This window comes from Streptomyces sp. NPDC086023 (assembly GCF_044540325.1).
GTDB lineage: Bacteria > Actinomycetota > Actinomycetes > Streptomycetales > Streptomycetaceae > Streptomyces.
Genome location: NZ_JBITRX010000022.1, coordinates 19,296 through 35,901, shown reverse-complemented (window position 1 = coordinate 35,901; position 16,606 = coordinate 19,296). Strand labels below are relative to the sequence as shown.

Sequence of the window (16,606 nt, the reverse complement as noted above, 5' to 3'; positions counted from 1 at the left end):
ACGGCGTCCCGGCCCGCTACCGGTCCCGGGTCGCCTGGCTTTAATCTGGTGGGGTGCAGTCCGGTTCGGAGCAAGCGGACCGGACTGGGGACCCTGGGCCCCGGGGTACTACGACCACCCCGGAGCCCAGGGATTCGCCGGGCTGATCAGCCGCCCTGGCTGGAGACGCTGCTCATCGAGCCGACGCAGCCGACGGGGCAGCTGGCGGAGCCGGCGCAGGCACCGCAGAACGCGGTGGTGAAGCCGGGGCTGACGGCGTCCTGGAGGACCTCCAGGTCAAGGGACTCGGACCAGAGCTCGAGCTCGGTGTCGAGGTTCTCGTTCATGGCGTCTCACTTCCTTCCTGTCACCTGCCTGTGCAGGTGGATCGGGTCGTACGGGTGGTGCCGGGGCGCTCTAACCGAAGCTGGAGGCGCTCGCGGACGACGAGGCGGTGCTCGTCGGGCACGAGGCCGACGAGGCGGTGCCGGCGGTCGCCCAGGTGCCGAGGGCGACGCCCTCCTTCAGGGGCTCCAGGCCCAGCGCGTCCGAGGCGAGCTCGTCGGCGGACAGGTCGAGTTCGAGGTCGTCGAAGTTCTGCACGGAACTTCCTTCCTTTTCTTGGGTGGTTCCGGCCGGGTGCGGCCGGGATCAGCCGATGGTGGACGCGGACGACGCGGTGGCCGCGGACGTACCGGGGCAGGACGCGGTCGAGGCGGATCCGGCGCAGAAGAAGCAGCCGAGGGCGTTGCCCTCCGGGAGCTCCTCGATGGCCAGCTCGTCACCGTCGATGACGTAGAGCTCGAGGTTGTTCTCCATGGTGTTCACCTCCTTCGGGGGCACGGGGCGGGGTGCGCGGCGGGAGCCGCGGATCACCCGTAGGTGGAAGCGCTGCTGACGGACGACGCGGACGTCGCCGGGCAGGACGCGGTCGAGGCGGAGCCGGCGGACGCCCAGCTCGCGAGGGCGTTGCCCTCGGGCAGCTCCTCGATCGCCAGTTCCTCCGTGTCGACGGCGTACAGCTCGATGTCCTCCATGGGAGGCACCTCCTGTGTGTCGTGGGTCGGTTCGGGGTCACCGCCCCGGGTCGGGGCGGAAGTCTCAGGGGGCCGGCGGCAGGCCCAGGGCCAGCGCGAAGACCTGCTGGCGGGTGGTTCCGTCGCTGAGCAGCGGGCCGCGCACGGCGGCCGGGATGAACCCGGCGAAGACGCTGCCGACCAGGCCGTGGGCAACGCCGTCCAGCCACATCGCGTACGCGGTGGAGCCTGCGCGGGTCATCTGCAGCCGGTAGCCGTGCCCGCCGTGGCGCCGGACCGCGGCGTCCAGTCCCACTCCGATGGAGATGATCGCGGCGGCGTCGGAGAACTCCGGCTGCAGCGTCAGCCCGTAGCGGGCCGCTCCCGTGGGCAGCACCATCACCGGGGTGAAGGAGCGGGCGGCGGCGTCGAAGCGGTGGATGGCGGGGGTGACCCCGGTCAGCCGGTTGGCGACGACGGTGAGTTCCAGCGGGTGGCCGGCGGCGTCCTCGTCCGGGTCCGCCGCCAGGGCGCGGGCCATGATGTCGGCCAGCAGCCCGGCCGGCAGCGGGTCCGGTGAGAAGCCGCGCAGCGAGCGCCGGTGCTCCAGGGTGGTCAGCAGGTCGTGCGGCGCGGTCTGCGGGGTGTACGGGCCGACGGTGACGGCCGGTCCGATGGCCTCCGGCGTCGGCGCGGGGCGCTCGGCGAGTGCCGTTCCGGTGGCGCCGCGCTGCTCGCGGAAGGACGCCAGTACGTCCATGGCCAGTTCGTGCGGTGTGCTCACGGGGCTCCTCCCAGGTCCACGACGGCGGTGACCGGCTCCAGGTCGGGGTCGACCCCGAGGGCCGATGCCAGGGCGAGGTCGTCCCAGCGGGTGCGGATCGCGCAGGGCAGGTCCAGCGCGGCCGCCGCGGTGCGCAGCGTGGTGGTGGCGCAGCCGGCGTCGAGCAGGACGATGCGCAGGGCGAACGCGGCGTACTTCTTGGCGACCTTGGTGAAGTCGCCGGTGAGGACGACCGTCGCCGGTGCCGTGCCGGGTACCGCGGCGGGGTCGGCCGCGAGCCTGGCCAGCCGGTGCGCGGACGGCACGTAGCCGTAGACGCCGGGCTCCAGGCCGGGGACGTCGCGGACCACGAGGTGGGCGACGACCGAGCCGATGTTGCCGCCGCTGGCGGTCCAGCGCTGCACGCGGCCGGGCAGCAGGCCCCTGCGGCCGGCGGTGACGGCCAGCAGGAGGGAGGCGGTGCGGTCGTCGAGCGGCGCGGGCCGCGCGGACCTCAGCGATTCGAGCGGGGGGTCCACAAGGGGCACCGGCGCCGCGACGGGCCAGGTCTTCTCATCGTTCTGCAGGGCGATGTTCGAGGGCTTGTAGTGGGCCTGGTGGGCCTTGCCGTCGGCGTACTCGCGCGGGGGGAAGGCGATCGCGGCCTCGTAGCGGGCGGCCAGCGGGGGGTCGACCGGGTCGCCGGGGGCCGCCGAGCAGTGCGGGCAGCCGGGCCGGGTGGCGGCCGAGCGGCGCTGCTGGGAGAGGTCCGCCAGGTCGACGGTGCGCCACTGGGACGGCAGCGGGCCGGGCGTGCTCCGTGAGAGCAGCGCGAACAGGTCCCGGGCAAAGAGCGCGGCGGCCAGTTCGGCGTCGCCGGGCAGCGGGGCCCGGTCGTCCGCAGGGTCCTCGGCGGTGCGGCAGGCCAGGCAGGGGGTGAAGGCCAGGTCCACGTACGGCCCGAGGTGGGCGGTACGGCCGGTGAGGGCGAGGCGGACCAGCGGCACGCCCGCCAGGGCGCAGGAGGCGGCGAGTGCCGCGGAGTCGTCCGGGTCCAGGCCGGCGGCGACCGCGAGGGTGGTTCCGGGCGCGGGTTCCGTCCCGCTCCCGGCTCCGGTGTCCACGAGCGAGTCGGCGAGGTGGCGGCGGGCGGCGGCGGCCAGGGAGCCGGTGCCGAAGACCTCGACGCGGGCCCGCGCCAGCCGGTCCAGCGCCTCCTCCCAGGCGTGGTTGGCCCCGGTGGAGTCTCCGATGCGGGAGAGGAAGTCGGCCAGGGTGCCGGGCACGTCGGCGGCGCGGGCCGCCCGCTCCGCGGAGGCGGCCTCCTCGACCAGGCCGCAGGTCCACAGCAGGGAGAGGGCCTTGAAGACGGTGCCGGCCGGTATCCCCAGGGCGTCGGCCACGTCCTCGTGGCCGCGGCTGCCGTCGAGCAGCGGAAGCATGCGGGGCAGCAGGTCCCGGGCGGCGGCGCCGCGCAGCAGCTGCTTCTTCGGGGTCCCCTCGACGACGAGCGCCTCGGGCGTGTGCTGCAGGGAGAGCCCGCGCCGGAGCCTGGGGCGTGCCGGGACGTGGAACTGCGGGTCGTTCAGGGCGGCCGAGGCCATGGCTTCGGCGGTGATCACAGAGTGGTCCGGCATCGAGGCCTCCTTTCCGGTTCAGGACGTGACTGCGGGTCGTACGGGGCGTGCCCTGCGCGGCCGGGGGTCACCGGCCGGGGAGGGCCGCGAGCTGCGCCGCGAGTTCCTCGAACCGCTCCAGGCGGCTCTCGGGGGTGCGGGCCGGCCGGCACCGGGAGCACCGGTCGACGGCGACGACCGCCGACGCGGAGGTGACGCCCTCCACCAGGCCGAAGCTGCGGACGGTGGCGCCGATGCCCTCGGCCGCGCCGGGCCCGCCGGGCTCGGCCAGGGCCTCGTGTACCGCCTGCTCCGCCAGGCCCACCGCGATGGCGACGTGGTGCGGCGCGTATCCGGAGACGGGGGGCGCCGTGGCCGCCCCGGCCGGGTGCCCGTCCGCCGTCGGGGCGGTGTGCTGGGCGCGGCGGCGGGTGTAACACCGGTGGCACGCGGTGCGGCCGGGCACGACCACCGGTCCGCACCGCAGGTCGAGCGGGCCCGCCTGGACGGGGAACCAGGGCCGCTTCCAGGCGTGGGCGCTGGCGTCCACCATGTCGGCCAGCACCTCCCGGCCCTCGCCGGTGGCCAGCACGATCAGGTCGCTGTCGGGCCACAGGCTGGGGTGGGAGCCCTGGCTCACGTCGAGGACGGTCGACCCGGGGTGGCGGGCGGCCAGTCCTTCGGCGACGGCCGCGCCGAACGCTCCCGCGGTCAGGATCAGCAGGCGCGGATCGGTCATCTTCTGACTCCTTGTCGCGATCAGGCGAACGGCTGGGGGTGAGGGTTGACGTCGGCCTCGCCCCGCACCGGGTGGCCCATGGCGGCGGGGGCCGCGTAGAGCCGCGGGTGCGCCAGGTAGCGGGCGCGGTGGACGAAGGACAGCGGCATGAGTTCGGGGATGAGCATCCGCACGACGGTCGCTCCGACCTGCTCCGCCTCGTCGGTGGTGAGGTCGACGGCGACGACCTCGCAGCCGGCGGCGTGCAGCCGCTCCAGCAGCCATGCCAGGGCGGGCAGCGGCTCTTCGGACGGGGCCCGGGGGAGGTCTCGCAGTCCGTGCACCGGCCGCTCGCCCTCCAGCAGGAAGTCGAAGCGGTGCCGCTGGGACAGCGGACCGGACAGCAGGGCGCCGTCGACGACGCTGACGATGTCCTCCTCCGCCGCGGGGGCGGTGGCGGCGTCCTTCTCGGCGGCCCGAGCCATGTGGCGCAGGGCGATCCGCAGGGAGGAGGCCTCCCGGTAGAGCTTGGCGATCCCCTTGCCGGGGTCCAGCTCCGCGGTCGCCGCGACGAGCTGGGCGATGACCCGGTCGTCGTCGGCGAGCTGCACCCCGTAGATCACCGGGATCCCGAGGTCGGTGGTGGCGTCGTAGAGGTGGGTCCGCAGCCGTTCGCTGCTGCCCCGCTCCACGAAGGCCCGGTACTCCGGGGCCAGTTCGGCCGGGTCGAACTCCAGCCTGGGGAGCCGCAACCGCTGGAGCCAGGTCAGCGCGATGGCGTCGCGTTCGACGATCTCCAGGATGCCGTTGACGACGGCGGCGGCCGGGTCGGAGTGCGCGGCGCAGCCGGTCGAGACCGGGTGGACGTAGCGCTCCGCCATGGACTCCACCGGGTTCTTCAGCCAGACCTGCATGGCCGGCACGTACACCGGACGGTTGCGGGTGAAGGACCAGCCCCGCACCCAGCGCATCGGCCCGTCGGGGTCGGTGGGGACCAGCCCGCTGCGCGGGTCGGCCAGTTCGGCGGGCGAGCACCGGGGCCAGCGGTCGCTGGGGATGGCGTCATCGCCGAGTTCGGCGGCGGTCGCCCAGACGATCTGCTCGGGGTCCCGGGCGCAGGAGGAGTAGCGTTCCAGCGATTCGGCGACCGCGAGGTGCGCGGCACGCTCCGGGTCGAGGTCGCCGCCGGCTCCGTCGAAGTTCCCGGCGCTGGGGTTGTGCTCCCAGCCGCTCTGTTCGCTGAGGACTTCGCCGGGGTTGCCCAGCGAGGCCGTGAAGATGGGGAAGTCCGGTTCGCCCTCGGCGACGGGGAGCCGGGTCACCCGGTTCACCAGGCCGTAGGCGGAGGCGAGCTGTCCGATCCGCAGCAGCGAGTCGGGTACGGGCGGGTGCTCCCGCTCCGTGCGGGCGCCGGTCGTGGTGCCGGCCGTCGTGTACGTCGTCATCATGCACGCTCCGTGTCCCAGCGGAACGTCCGTGCCGCGAGGGCCGTCAGCCCCGCGGCCGTCGCCGCCATCACTGTCCAGTCGAGCCACAGGGCGTGGCGGGTGATCCCGCCGACCACGTCGTGGCGCAGGGCGTCTCCGAACATCGCGAGCGGGGTCCAGGAGAGCGGCCCGGCCACCGGGTCGGGGAGGAGTTCGAGGGGGAAGAGCAGTCCGGTGCTCATCAGGAGGACCGGGGTGAGCAGCCCGGAGATCGCGTTGGTCACCTCGGGCGAGGAGAGCAGGCCGCCGAGCAGGTAGCCGAGCGCGAGCAGCATCACCAGTCCGATGGCCGTGGTCAGCAGCAGCCGCAGCATCGAGGCGGGCTCCAGGAGTCCGCCGGCGACGGCGCCCGTTCCCATCAGGGCCAGTACGGCCAGCGCCAGCAGCCCTCGGCCCGGAAGCAGCGAGAGGAGCACGGCCGGCCGCCGGGCCGGTGTGGTGGACAGCAACCGCAGGGTGCCGCTGGCCCGCATCGCCACGAGGGCGGAGGCGGTACCGGTCAGGGCGAGCGAGAGCAGCGCAAAGGCGAGCACGCCGGGGATGACGAAGGCCATGGGGTCGAAGAGGGCGGAGCCGTCGCTGCCGACGGCCGTGACCTCCCAGCCCTTCCAGCCGGCGGCGTCCAGCGCGCCGCGCACCGCGGCGACCACCGAGGGCTGCTCCGGGTCCACGGCCATCCGCAGGGTGCGGGAGGCCGCGTCCGGGACGATCACCGCCGCCTTGTCCGGCTGGGGACCCGCCTCGCCGACGGCGACGGCGGTGCTGCCGTCGCCCAGTGCCTCCTGCAGGGCCGCCGCCTGGCCGGCGGGGCCGACGACGGCGAGGTCGAAGGGGCCCCGTACCCACGTGAGCTGCATGAGGACGACGAAGAACACCGCCATCAGCAGCGGGAAGACCACGCTGAAGAAGAGTGCCGCCGGATCGCGCAGCAGCTGCCGGGTCATGGCCCGGGAGAGCGCCTTCCACTGGCGCGTCGTCGAGACGGGTGGTGCGCTGAGGCAGACGGGGGTCATCGCTTCTCCTCCTGTTCCGGTCCCGGTTCCGGCGAGGTTCCGGTGAGGCGGAGGAACACGTCCTCCAAGGTCGCGGGGCGCGGCCGGACATCGGCCGCGGCATCGATCCCCGTGATCCACTCGGCGGTGGCGTACGGCTCGTCCGCCGTCACCTCGAACCGCATCCGGCCCGAGCGGCCGGTCGACTCGACGGCGGTCACCGCCGCGCCGAAGCGCTCGCGCACCCGCTCGGCGAGGCCGGCCTGGCCGGTCCGTACGGACACGACGCCGCCCGGGGCGTGCCGGGCGATCAGCTCCGCGGGGGAGCCGGCCGCCACCATCCGCCCTTCGTGCATCACGGCCAGCCGGTCGCACATCTCCTCGGCCTCGGCCATGGCGTGCGTGGTGAGCAGGAAGGTGGTGCCGCCCGCCTGGGCCCTGCGGATCAGGTCCCAGACGGCGTGCCGGGCGTGCGGGTCGAGCCCGGTGGTGGGCTCGTCCAGGACGACCACGGGTGTGTCGCCGACCAGCGCCGTCGCCAGCAGCAGCCTCTGCTGCTGGCCGCCGGAGAGCCGGGCGGAGCGCGCGCCGGCCTTCTCGGCCAGGCCGATCTCGTCGAGCAGCGCGTCCACGTCCCGCGGCGCGGGGTAGAGCGCGGCCCAGGTCTCCAGCGTCTCCCGCACCTTCAGCCGCGGGAAGAGGCTGGCCTGCTGGGGCTGGAGGGCGAGGGAGGCACGCAGCACGTCGGGCCGGGCCAGCGCGTCCTCACCGAGGATGCGGACCTGCCCCGCGTCGGGGCGGCGCAGGCCGGCGATGGCCGAGATGGTGCTGGTCTTGCCGGCTCCGTTGCGGCCGAGGAGACCGAAGATCTCGCCCGGGGCGACGGAGAACGAAATGCCCCCCACCGCCTCGACGTCGGCGTATCTCACCCTCAGGTCGGCCACTTCGAGTACGTGTTCCGGACTTCCCCGGAACTCCGCGGCCCGGGGGAGCTGGCTGGTCATGGCCATCTCTTTTCTCGCCCTTTCGAATCGGCAGTCGGAGAAAGGGGGGACTACTGCCAGCCGTTGACCAGACAGGGCGGGAGCAGGACCGGATTCGGCAGGCTCGCCTGGATCCGGCAGATCAGCTCGGTGACCTCGCCCGGTACGGGCGGCTGCTGCTGACCCGCGCCGCCGCGGCCCGCGTCCTGCGCGGAGACCTGGACGGTGGTCCGGGCGTCGCCCTGCTCGTCGGCTGCCGCGCTGCCCGCCGTGGCGGTGAGACCGGCGATCGCAAGAGCCAGACAGGCTGCTGCCGAAGCGAATCGGTTCCCCACTGTGTCCCCCTGAGTCGTCATCTTTTTTCACTCGCGTTTCCGCTGAGGAAGACGATGCCAGCGGGACGGGGGGTGCTGGCCGAAAGTCGGTGTCAGCATGCTGCACCGGGCCTGCAACAAGCTGACGCACTCGGAAATCCCCAGGCCAGAGGCACGGCGAAGGGCCCCAGGACCGGGGGGTCCTGGGGCACCCGGGGGAAGTCGGCGGAGCGCCGACGCAGGAGGGTTCAGGCCGTTCGCGGGTGGGGCCGGCGCCGGACACACGGGAGCCCCCGTCCCGCCGGTCGGCCCGGCGGGACGGAGGCTCCGATGCCCCTCAGGAGGTTCGGGAGGTTCAGGAGGAAGCGGCTCCCAGCCACTGCTCCAGCGCCGCCGCGAGGCCCTGCGCGGGGTCGCCCGCCCAGGCCACGTACCCGTCGGGGCGGACCAGCAGCGCGGCCACGCCGGCCAGCACGTCCGGGCCGTCGACCGGCTTGGCGGACACGGTGTGCACGTCGAGGCGGCCCTGCCAGCCGGCCGCCGTGGCGCGCGCCCCGGCATCGTCGGCGAGGTCGAGCAGCACGGCCCGGCCCGTGCGCAGCAGCGCAGCGATGCGCTGCTCGCCGTCCGCGCCGACCAGCAGCCGCGGCGGCATCCGGCGGCCGACCAGCGCGTGGGCGTCCTCGCCCTGCCCGAAGTCGTAGCGGATGTCGAGGTGGCTGACCGCGCCGGCCAGGTGCCGCTTGACGTCGTCGTACCGGACCAGCTCGGCGAACAGCTCGCGCAGCGGGTCCGACTCCTCGCCGCCGAGGAAGACGATCCCCTGGGCGCGGGTGTTGGCCAGCAGGCGGCGGCCGACCGGCCAGCGCTCGGCGTGGTAGGTGTCCAGCAGCGCCTCGGGGGCGTCGCCGCGGACCACGGCGGCCAGCTTCCAGCCGAGGTTGGCCGCGTCCTGCACGCCGGTGCTGAGACCCTGGCCGCCGGCCGGCAGGTGGATGTGCGCCGCGTCGCCGGCGACGAACACCCGGCCGCGCCGGTACTCGGAGGCCTGGCGGGTGGCGTTGGTGAAGGAGGAGACCCAGTCGGCGCCGCCGTGCGAGATGTCCTCGCCGGTGATGGACTTCCAGGCCTCGGCCACCTCCTCGAAGGTGACGGTCCGCTCGCGGTCGTGGGCGGGGGTGCCGTCGGGGCAGACGATGATCCGGTCCACGCCCTCGGCGAGCGGGGCGGCCATCACCATGCCGTTGTTCAGGCGCTCGCCGAGGAACCGCGGCCGCAGGGAGCAGCCGGTGACGTCGGCGAGGTACATGCCCTGGGTGGCGTCGGTGCCGGGGAACTCGAAGCCGGCCGCCTTGCGGACGCGGCTGGAGCCGCCGTCGGCGCCCACCAGGTAGGCGGCCCGCAGCCGCTGCTCGTCGCCCTCGGGCGTACGGACGGTGATCTCGGCGTGGTCCCCGTCGAGGTGTCCGTCGGCGAGGGAGACGAACTCCCAGCCGCGCCGGATGTCGGCGCCGAGCTCGACGGCCCAGTCCTCCAGGACGGCCTCGGTCTGGCCCTGCGGGATGCCGCGGGCGCCGAAGTGGGCGTCCTCGAGGACGGTGAAGTCGAACTGGGCCCCGCCGAAGTGGCCCACGGGGCTGGTGGCGAGCGTCTCGCCCTGGCCGAACCGGGGCAGCAGCCCGCGCTCGTCGAACACCTCCATGGCACGGGCGGTGAAGCCCAGGCCACGGGACTGTCCGGTCGGTGCGGCCAGCTTCTCGATGACGACGACGCGGGCTCCGCCCAGGCGCAGTTCGCCGGCGAGCATCAGTCCGGTCGGGCCGGCGCCGACGACGATGACGTCGGTGTCCACCGCTGTCCCTTCCATGGTTGTCCTTCCTGGCAGTGGGGATCACTGGGGACTGGCTTGTCTGTGGGTGTGGGGGGTGCGGCCGTACCGGTGGAGACGTGTTCGAGAGGGTGCGGACACGTCCCCGGCCCGGAGCGTGCTCGTGGATCCGTTCTAGGGGGCCGGTGGGCGGGCGGGGCCGAACCACCGGTCGAGCGCCTCGGCCAGCCCGGCCTCGTCCCGGCCCACCCACGCCACGTGGCCGTCGGGCCGTACGAGCAGGGCTCCCGGTTCGCCGGGGAGCGAGCCGGGCTCCGGGGCGCCGGCCACCGCGGTGACGCGGTCGGCCCAGCCCGCGGGGACCCGTACGCCGGTCCCGGCCAGGTCGAGGAGCAGGCCGCCGGGGGCGCGCAGCAGCGTGGCGGTGCTGCCGAGTTCACGCCCGCCGGACCGCACGACGGTGTGCGGCAGCCGGGCGCCGAGCAGCGGGTGCGCGGGACCGGGCACCGGGTAGCGCACGTCGAGCGCGCTGATCATCCCGGCCAGGTGGGCCCGTGCCTCCTCCAGTCCGGCCAGTTCGCCCACCAGCTCGCGCAGCGGCTCCACCTCGGGGCCGCCGAGCAGCAGCAGGGCCTGGGCCCGGATGTTGGCCAGGACCCGGCGGCCGACCTCGTGCCGCTCCTCGTGGTAGGTGTCGAGGAGGCTCTCGGGAGCCAGCCCGCGCACGGTGAGCGCGAGCTTCCAGCCGAGGTTGAAGGCGTCCTGGAGGCCGAGGTTGAGGGCCTGGCCGCCGACCGGCATCTGCAGGTGGGCGGCGTCCCCCGCGAAGAGGACGCGCCCGTGCCGGTAGGAGGCGAGCTGCCGGGAGGCGTCGCCGAAGGAGTTCACCCACAGCGGGGTGCCGCCGCTGATGTCCTCTCTGGTGACCCGCTTCCAGACGGTGGCGACCTCCTCGAACGAGGGTTCCGCGGTCCGGGGGCGGGCCGTCGAGCCGAACTCGTGCACCATGACGCGGGTGACGCCCTTGTCGTTGCGCCAGGCGATGGCCAACCCCCGCTCCAGGCGCTGGAAACGCCGGTTGGGGACGTCGATGCCCTCGACGTCGGCCCGCAGCAGTTCCCGGCCTGCGTCGTGGCCGGGGAAGTCCGCCCCGGTCAGCCGCCGTACGGTGCTGGCCTCGCCGTCGCAGGCCACCAGGTAGCGGGCGCGCAGCCGCAGGACGCCGTCCCGTCCGAGGGCCTCGGCCTCGACGTACTCGCCGACCTCACCGGCGGCGACCAGTTCGTGGCCGCACCGGATGTCCACGCCGCGCGAGATCGCCCACTCCTCCAGGACCCCCTCGGTCTTGGTCTGCGGCACCTTCCACTGGCCCGGGTGGCTGCTGGGCAGGGTGAGGTCGAGCGGGAGGCCGCCGAAGTGGCCGCGCGGCTCGTGGGGCGGCGTGCCGACGTCGGGCAGCAGCTCCCGCGCGTCGAGGATCTCCATGGTGCGGGCGTGCAGCGTGGAGGCCCGGGACTCGGTGGAGGGGGCCTTGCGCTGCTCGACCACGACCACGTCCACGCCGCCGCGGGCGAGTTCGGCGGCGAGCATCAGTCCGACGGGGCCGGCACCGACGACGAGCACCTCGGCGTCGAGCCGGTCCGGGTGGCCGGCGCCGCCCGGCGCCGGCTCCGTACCGCCCGCCGCTGGGTCGGGCGCCATGCTCAGGAGGCCTTCGACTCGGCGTACGCCTTCGCGTGGGCGAGGGTGGCGCAGCTGTTGGTGGACAGCGCCGTGTGCACGTACGCGCGGGCGTCGGCGACGGTGGCCTCGGCGCCGAGGATGCGCGCGATGTTCTCGGTGTTGAGGGTGACGGTGTGCTGCGAGGAGGCGGCGGTGCCCCCGTCGGTCTCGACGAAGGTCCACTCGCCGGTGTGCAGGGTCATCAGCGCCGGCAGGGTGACCTGCTTGTAGACGATCTTGTCGTGGGGGAAGACCACCCGGTACGACTTGGTGGTGTGCACCGAGCCGTCCTTGGCGCGGGTGTCCATCTCCAGCTCCTGCAGGCCCGGGGCGTCCTCCGTGAGGCGCACCACGGCCACGTGCGGGAGCCGCTCGGCCCACAGCTGGGCCTCGTTGATGAAGTCGAACACGTCCTTGGCGGAGCCCTCGATCTGGACGGTGTCGGTGAAGGAGAAGGTCAGCTCCTCGGTCTCGGCGGCGTGCGCCGCCTCGACGTTGACCTTGAGCGCGGCCAGCTCGGAGGTGCTGTTCTTGTCCACCGCCCGCTCGATCCAGAGCAGGTCGTGCGGGTCGTCGTCGACCGCGCTGTAGTCGTGCAGCAGCCGGACGCGGGACTCCGCCTCGCCGAGCGGCTCGATGATCCACGTGCCGCCCATGTGCTTGACGGGCTCCGCCGGGACCTCCTGGCGGAAGGTGATGCGCAGGCCCTCCGGGTCCAGGGTGCGGCGCGAGGTCCAGTTCTTCGGCTGGCCGTTGGCGGTCGCCCAGATCCGGATCTTCTCCTCGGCTCCCTCTGCCTCGACCCGGTCCACGTGGATGGTGGGCGGGAAGATGCGCGGCCAGTTGGTCACGTCCGCGAGCAGCTGGTACACGGCGGCTGCCGGGGCACCGATGGTGATCTCGTGCTCGACCTCACGCGTGGTCATGGCGGGTTCTCCTCGGGTGGTGTTCGGTGGGTGCGTGGGGCGGGCTGCTAGAAGTTGCCCAGGCCGCCGCAGACGTTGAGCGCCTGGGAGGTGATGGAGGCGGCGGTGTCGGAGGCCAGGTAGCCGACGAGGCCGGCGACCTCCTCCGGGGTGGAGTAGCGGCCGAGCGGGATCTTGGCCTGGAACTTCTGGAGGATGGCGTCCTCGGAGGTGTCGTAGGCGGCCGCGTAGCCCTGGCGGACGCGCTGGGCCATCGGCGTCTCGACGTAGCCGGGGCAGACCGCGTTCACGGTGATCCCGGTGGGCGCCAGCTCGTTGCCCAGCGCCTTGGTGAAGCCGACCACGCCGTGCTTCGAGGCCGAGTACGGGGCGCCGAGGACGACACCCTGCTTGCCCGCCGTCGAGGCGATGTTGATGATCCGGCCGCGGTCCTTGGCGCGCATCCCGCCGACCGTCAGGGCGGCGCGGGTGACGCGGAAGACGCTGTTGAGGTTCGTGTCGATCACGTCGTCCCACAGGTCGTCCGCGATGTCGGCGGTGGGGCCGCCGCCGGACCGGCCGGCGTTGTTGACCACGACGTCGACGGAGCCGAAGCGGTCGACCGCGCCCTGGACCCAGCCGTTGACGGACTCGGTGTCGCGGACGTCGACGACCGCGCCGTCCACGTCCAGGCCCTCGGCCTGGAGCTCCTTGACGGTCTCGGCGATGTTCTCGGCGTTGCGGGCGCCGATGTACACCTGGTGGCCCTGCTGGGCCAGCAGCCGCGCCGAGGCGAGGCCGATGCCGCTGGTGCCGCCGGTGACGAGGGCGACCCGGGTGGTGGTGTGCTGCGTCATGTCCGGATCTCCTCAGGCAGCCGTGGCCGGCACGAGCTGGGCGTTGACGACCTCGATGAAGGCCCGCGGGGTGTTCGCGTCGTTCACGGCCTCCTCGTCGAGGGATATGCCGTACTCGCGCTCGATGAGGCTGCCGGCCTCCAGGAGCGCGAGGGACTCGTAGCCGAGCACGTCGAACTCGGTGTCGAGGATGTCGCCGTCCAGGTCGACGCCCTCGGCCACGCCCGCGGCCTCCTGCAGGATGCGCTTGAGGTCGTCGAGGGTGAACGCCTTGGTGGCCATGGTGGAAGTCCTTTTCATCCGTGAGCTGGTGTGGGTTCGGTGGGCGCGTACAGCGCCGCGCCGCCCGGCCGTGGGGGGCGACGGGGCCGGGACGACGGGACCGGGGCGGCCGGCCGGCCGCGTGGCTAGTCGGCGGCCCGCACGACCATGGCGGAGTTGAAGCCGCCGCTGCCGCGGGCCAGGACCAGGGCGGTGCGCACCTCGGCCTTGCGCGGCTGGCCGAGGACCAGGTCCAGCGGGTAGTCCGGGCACGGCTGGACGTGCACGGTCGGGGGGATCACCCCGTCGCGGATCGAGAAGAACGCGGCGGCCAGGTCCAGCGGCGAGGCGCCCGAGTACAGGCGGCCCGTCATGGTCTTGGGCACCGTCACCGGGACCGCGCGCGGCCCGAAGACGGCGCTGATCGCCTCGGCCTCGATCCGGTCCAGGGCCGGGTCTCCGGCGCCGTCGGCGAAGACCACGTCCACCTCGCTGGAGGGCACCCCGGCGTCGGCCAGCGCGATCTGGATCGCCTTGCGCAGGCCCGGCTCGCGGCCGCTGCCCGGCCTGGGGTCGATCGTCGCGCCGTAGCCGGCGATCTCGCCGTAGATGTGCGCGCCGCGGGCGCGGGCCGCGTCGGCGTCCTCGGCGATGAGGATCGCGCCGCCCTCGCCGGGCACGTAGCCGCAGGCCTCGCGGTCGAAGGGCAGGTAGGCGCGGGTGGGCTCGTCGCTGGTGCTGAGCTTGCCCGTGGACAGCTGCGCCACCCAGCCCCAGGTGCAGACCGAGGCGTCGATGCCGCCGGTGACGATCAGCGAGGTGCCCTTGCGGATCTGGCGACGGGCCTGGGCGACCGCGTCGAGACCGCCGGCGCCCTCGCTGACGACGACGCCGGAGGGGCCCTTCATGCCGTTGCGGATGGAGATCTGGCCGCTGTTGACGGCGTAGAACCAGGCGAAGGACTGGTACGCCGAGACGTACTGGCTGCCGCGGGCCCACAGGCTCTGCAGCTCGCCCTGGCCGAACTCGAAGCCGCCGGCCGCGGACGCCGTGATGACGCCCATGTCGAACTCGGGCTGCTCCTTGGGGTCGACGCCCGCGTCGGCCAGCGCCCAGTCCGTGGCGACCAGCGCGAGCCGGGTGACCCGGTCCGTCTGCGGCAGCAGGCGGCTGGGCAGGTGGTCCTCGGCGGTGAAGCCGGGCACCTCGCCCGCCAGCTTGGCCGGGTAGCCGGCCGGGTCGAAGCGGGTGATCCGGCCGATGCCGTTCTTCCCGCCGAGGGTCGCGTTCCAGTAGTCCTCGGCACCGAGCCCGTTGGGGGAGGCGATGCCCAGGCCGGTGACCACCACCGACGTGGTCATACGAGGCTCCTTTCGGGGCTGGCCAGCACCATGGCGCTCTGGAAGCCGCCGAATCCGCTGCCGACCGTGAGGACCGCGTCGACGAGCTGGTCGCGCGCGGTCACGGGGACGTAGTCGAGGTCGCACTCGGGGTCGGGCGTGGTGAGGTTGGCCGTCGGGGGCACGACGTCGTACTCCATGGCCAGTGCCGACGCGGCGATCTCGATGGAGCCGATGGCGCCGAGCGAGTGCCCGACCATCGACTTGATGGAGCTGACCGGTGTGCGGTACGCGTGGTCGCCGAGGCTGCGCTTGAACGCGGCGGTCTCGTGGCGGTCGTTCTGCTTGGTGCCCGAGCCGTGCGCGTTGATGTAGTCGATGGCCTCGGGGTTGAGCCGGGCCTCGGCGAGCGCGAGGTTGATCGCCTCGGACATCTCGACGCCGTCGGGCCGCAGGCCGGTCATGTGGTACGCGTTCGAGCGGGTGGCGTAGCCGGCGATCTCCGCGTAGATGTGGGCGCCGCGCTTCTTGGCGCTCTCCAGCTCCTCCAGGACGAAGAAGGCGGTGCCCTCGCCCAGGACGAAGCCGTTGCGGGTGCCGTCGAAGGGACGCGAGGCGCGCTCGGGCTCGTCGAACCGCGGGGTGGTCGCCTTGATCGCGTCGAAACAGGCCATGGTGATGGGCGAGATCGGCGCGTCGGACGAGCCGGCGATCACGACGTCCGCGGTGCCCTCGCGCACCAGCTCGATGGCGTAGCCCACCGAGTCGATGCCGGAGGTGCAGCCGGTGGAGACCACCGTGGAGGGGCCCTCGGCGCCGACGGCCCAGGCGACCTCGGCCGCGAAGGAGCTGGGCACCATGTAGTCGTACAGGTGCGGCACCGCGTACGCGTGGTCGACCAGGTCGAGCCGGCCGCCGTCGGAGACGACCCGGTACTCCTGGTCGAGGCCCATCGTGGCGCCGACTGCGCTGCCGACGGTGACGCCGATGCGGTGCGGGTCGTACCCGCCGAGGTCGATGCCGCTGTCGGCGACCGCACCGCGCGAGGCGACGACCGCGAACTGCGCGGCCCGGTCCAGGCGGCGCACCTCCTGCGGGGTCAGGCCGTGCGCGTGCGGGTCGAAGTCGACCTCGGCGGCCACCCGGGAGCGGAACTGGGCCGGATCGAAGAAGGTGATCCCGCGAGTGGCCGTACGGCCCTCGCTCAGCAGGCTCCAGAAGTTCTCCTTGCCGACACCGCCGGGCGCGATCACCTCGATTCCGGTGATGACTACGCGTCGCCGGGTCACGCCTTCGCCTCCCAGTTGTAGAAGCGCTGCGCCATGGCGTCGGCCGGCGAGCGCCAGGTCTTGGGGTCGTAGGCCTCGATGAAGGGCTTGAGGTCCTCGCTGATCTGTATGAAGCGCGAGTCGGACTTCGCCTGCTCGATCAGCTCGCCCCCGTTGTCCTCGTCGAAGTCCTGGAGGTGGAAGTACAGGCCCCGGTAGGAGAACAGCTGGCGGCGGCGCGTCCCCATCCGGTGAGGCATGTCCGTCTCATCGAAGTCGGAGAACAGCTTGGCCACATCGGTGGCGGATGCCGCTGCCATCCGGGCGACAATCAGCGTGCTGTGCATAGGGTGTAGCTCCTCAGCGGTTGCGTGGGAGGGAATCGCGGTCAGGCCGAGGCCCAGGCATTCCGTGGCCGAAATTGCATTCGCCAGCCATCTCGACGGTCCCGCATGCCGGTAGGGCCGTGCCCGGAGGATTCTCGAATTCCACCGGAGCGGCACGGCGCGGGCGCGGGCGCGTGCGCGGGACGCCCGGCTCCCGAAGCGGGGAGCCGG

General features: G+C 73.6%; 19 protein-coding genes. All 19 read right to left on the bottom strand.

The features are described from left to right. Positions 1 to 146 precede the first annotated feature (146 nt). Complete coding sequence (locus ACIF6F_RS31585; RefSeq protein WP_185902699.1) at positions 147 to 326, bottom strand: thiocillin family RiPP; 180 nt, start codon at positions 324 to 326, stop codon at positions 147 to 149. A gap of 70 nt (positions 327 to 396) precedes the next feature. Next, positions 397 to 582, bottom strand: coding sequence for a thiocillin family RiPP (locus tag ACIF6F_RS31580; protein WP_150269307.1), 186 nt, complete (start codon positions 580 to 582; stop codon positions 397 to 399). Positions 583 to 630: 48 nt separating this feature from the next. Beyond that, positions 631 to 798, bottom strand: coding sequence for a thiocillin family RiPP (locus tag ACIF6F_RS31575; RefSeq protein ID WP_141302866.1), 168 nt, complete (start codon positions 796 to 798; stop codon positions 631 to 633). 53 nt (positions 799 to 851) lie between these two features. Then, complete coding sequence (locus tag ACIF6F_RS31570; RefSeq protein WP_399954728.1) at positions 852 to 1,016, bottom strand: thiocillin family RiPP; 165 nt, start codon at positions 1,014 to 1,016, stop codon at positions 852 to 854. Positions 1,017 to 1,080: 64 nt separating this feature from the next. Then, the gene (locus ACIF6F_RS31565; protein WP_399954725.1) at positions 1,081 to 1,779 is read right to left on the bottom strand and encodes a nitroreductase family protein; all 699 of its coding nucleotides are present in this window, start codon (positions 1,777 to 1,779) and stop codon (positions 1,081 to 1,083) included. Further along, a complete protein-coding gene (locus ACIF6F_RS31560; RefSeq protein WP_399954722.1) occupies positions 1,776 to 3,395 on the bottom strand; it encodes a tpaE in 1,620 nt (539 codons plus the stop codon). The genes ACIF6F_RS31565 and ACIF6F_RS31560 overlap by 4 nt, the downstream gene beginning before the upstream one ends. Positions 3,396 to 3,462: 67 nt before the next feature. Next, positions 3,463 to 4,113, bottom strand: a complete 651-nt coding sequence (locus ACIF6F_RS31555) for a TOMM precursor leader peptide-binding protein (RefSeq protein WP_399954719.1) — start codon at positions 4,111 to 4,113, stop codon at positions 3,463 to 3,465. A gap of 20 nt (positions 4,114 to 4,133) precedes the next feature. Continuing rightward, complete coding sequence (locus tag ACIF6F_RS31550) at positions 4,134 to 5,540, bottom strand: YcaO-like family protein (protein ID WP_399954714.1); 1,407 nt, start codon at positions 5,538 to 5,540, stop codon at positions 4,134 to 4,136. After that, positions 5,537 to 6,592, bottom strand: a complete 1,056-nt coding sequence (locus ACIF6F_RS31545) for an ABC transporter permease (RefSeq protein WP_399954711.1) — start codon at positions 6,590 to 6,592, stop codon at positions 5,537 to 5,539. Before ACIF6F_RS31545 ends, ACIF6F_RS31550 begins: the two co-directional genes overlap by 4 nt. Further along, positions 6,589 to 7,575: an ABC transporter ATP-binding protein gene (locus tag ACIF6F_RS31540; RefSeq protein ID WP_399954708.1), complete on the bottom strand. Its 987-nt coding sequence runs from the start codon at positions 7,573 to 7,575 to the stop codon at positions 6,589 to 6,591. Before ACIF6F_RS31540 ends, ACIF6F_RS31545 begins: the two co-directional genes overlap by 4 nt. A gap of 50 nt (positions 7,576 to 7,625) precedes the next feature. Next, a complete protein-coding gene (locus ACIF6F_RS31535) occupies positions 7,626 to 7,889 on the bottom strand; it encodes a hypothetical protein (RefSeq protein WP_399954705.1) in 264 nt (87 codons plus the stop codon). A 334-nt stretch (positions 7,890 to 8,223) separates the two neighbouring features. Then, positions 8,224 to 9,735: an FAD-dependent monooxygenase gene (locus ACIF6F_RS31530; RefSeq protein WP_399954702.1), complete on the bottom strand. Its 1,512-nt coding sequence runs from the start codon at positions 9,733 to 9,735 to the stop codon at positions 8,224 to 8,226. Positions 9,736 to 9,870: 135 nt separating this feature from the next. Further along, positions 9,871 to 11,397 carry an FAD-dependent oxidoreductase gene (locus tag ACIF6F_RS31525; protein WP_399954699.1) on the bottom strand — a complete coding sequence of 509 codons (1,527 nt, stop codon included), beginning with the start codon at positions 11,395 to 11,397 and terminating at the stop codon, positions 9,871 to 9,873. Between the two features lie 2 nt (positions 11,398 to 11,399). After that, positions 11,400 to 12,344: an aromatase/cyclase gene (locus tag ACIF6F_RS31520; protein ID WP_399954696.1), complete on the bottom strand. Its 945-nt coding sequence runs from the start codon at positions 12,342 to 12,344 to the stop codon at positions 11,400 to 11,402. A 47-nt stretch (positions 12,345 to 12,391) separates the two neighbouring features. Continuing rightward, positions 12,392 to 13,180 (bottom strand): 3-oxoacyl-ACP reductase FabG, encoded by a 789-nt coding sequence (fabG, locus tag ACIF6F_RS31515; RefSeq protein WP_399954693.1) that lies wholly within the window; start codon positions 13,178 to 13,180, stop codon positions 12,392 to 12,394. A 12-nt stretch (positions 13,181 to 13,192) separates the two neighbouring features. Beyond that, entirely contained in the window at positions 13,193 to 13,462 is a 270-nt protein-coding gene (locus tag ACIF6F_RS31510) for an acyl carrier protein (RefSeq protein WP_399954689.1), read from the bottom strand. A 125-nt stretch (positions 13,463 to 13,587) separates the two neighbouring features. Beyond that, entirely contained in the window at positions 13,588 to 14,802 is a 1,215-nt protein-coding gene (locus tag ACIF6F_RS31505) for a ketosynthase chain-length factor (RefSeq protein WP_399954686.1), read from the bottom strand. After that, positions 14,799 to 16,070, bottom strand: a complete 1,272-nt coding sequence (locus ACIF6F_RS31500; protein ID WP_399954683.1) for a beta-ketoacyl-[acyl-carrier-protein] synthase family protein — start codon at positions 16,068 to 16,070, stop codon at positions 14,799 to 14,801. The genes ACIF6F_RS31505 and ACIF6F_RS31500 overlap by 4 nt, the downstream gene beginning before the upstream one ends. After that, entirely contained in the window at positions 16,067 to 16,396 is a 330-nt protein-coding gene (locus tag ACIF6F_RS31495; RefSeq protein ID WP_399954680.1) for a TcmI family type II polyketide cyclase, read from the bottom strand. Before ACIF6F_RS31495 ends, ACIF6F_RS31500 begins: the two co-directional genes overlap by 4 nt. Between the last annotated feature and the right edge of the window lie 210 nt (positions 16,397 to 16,606).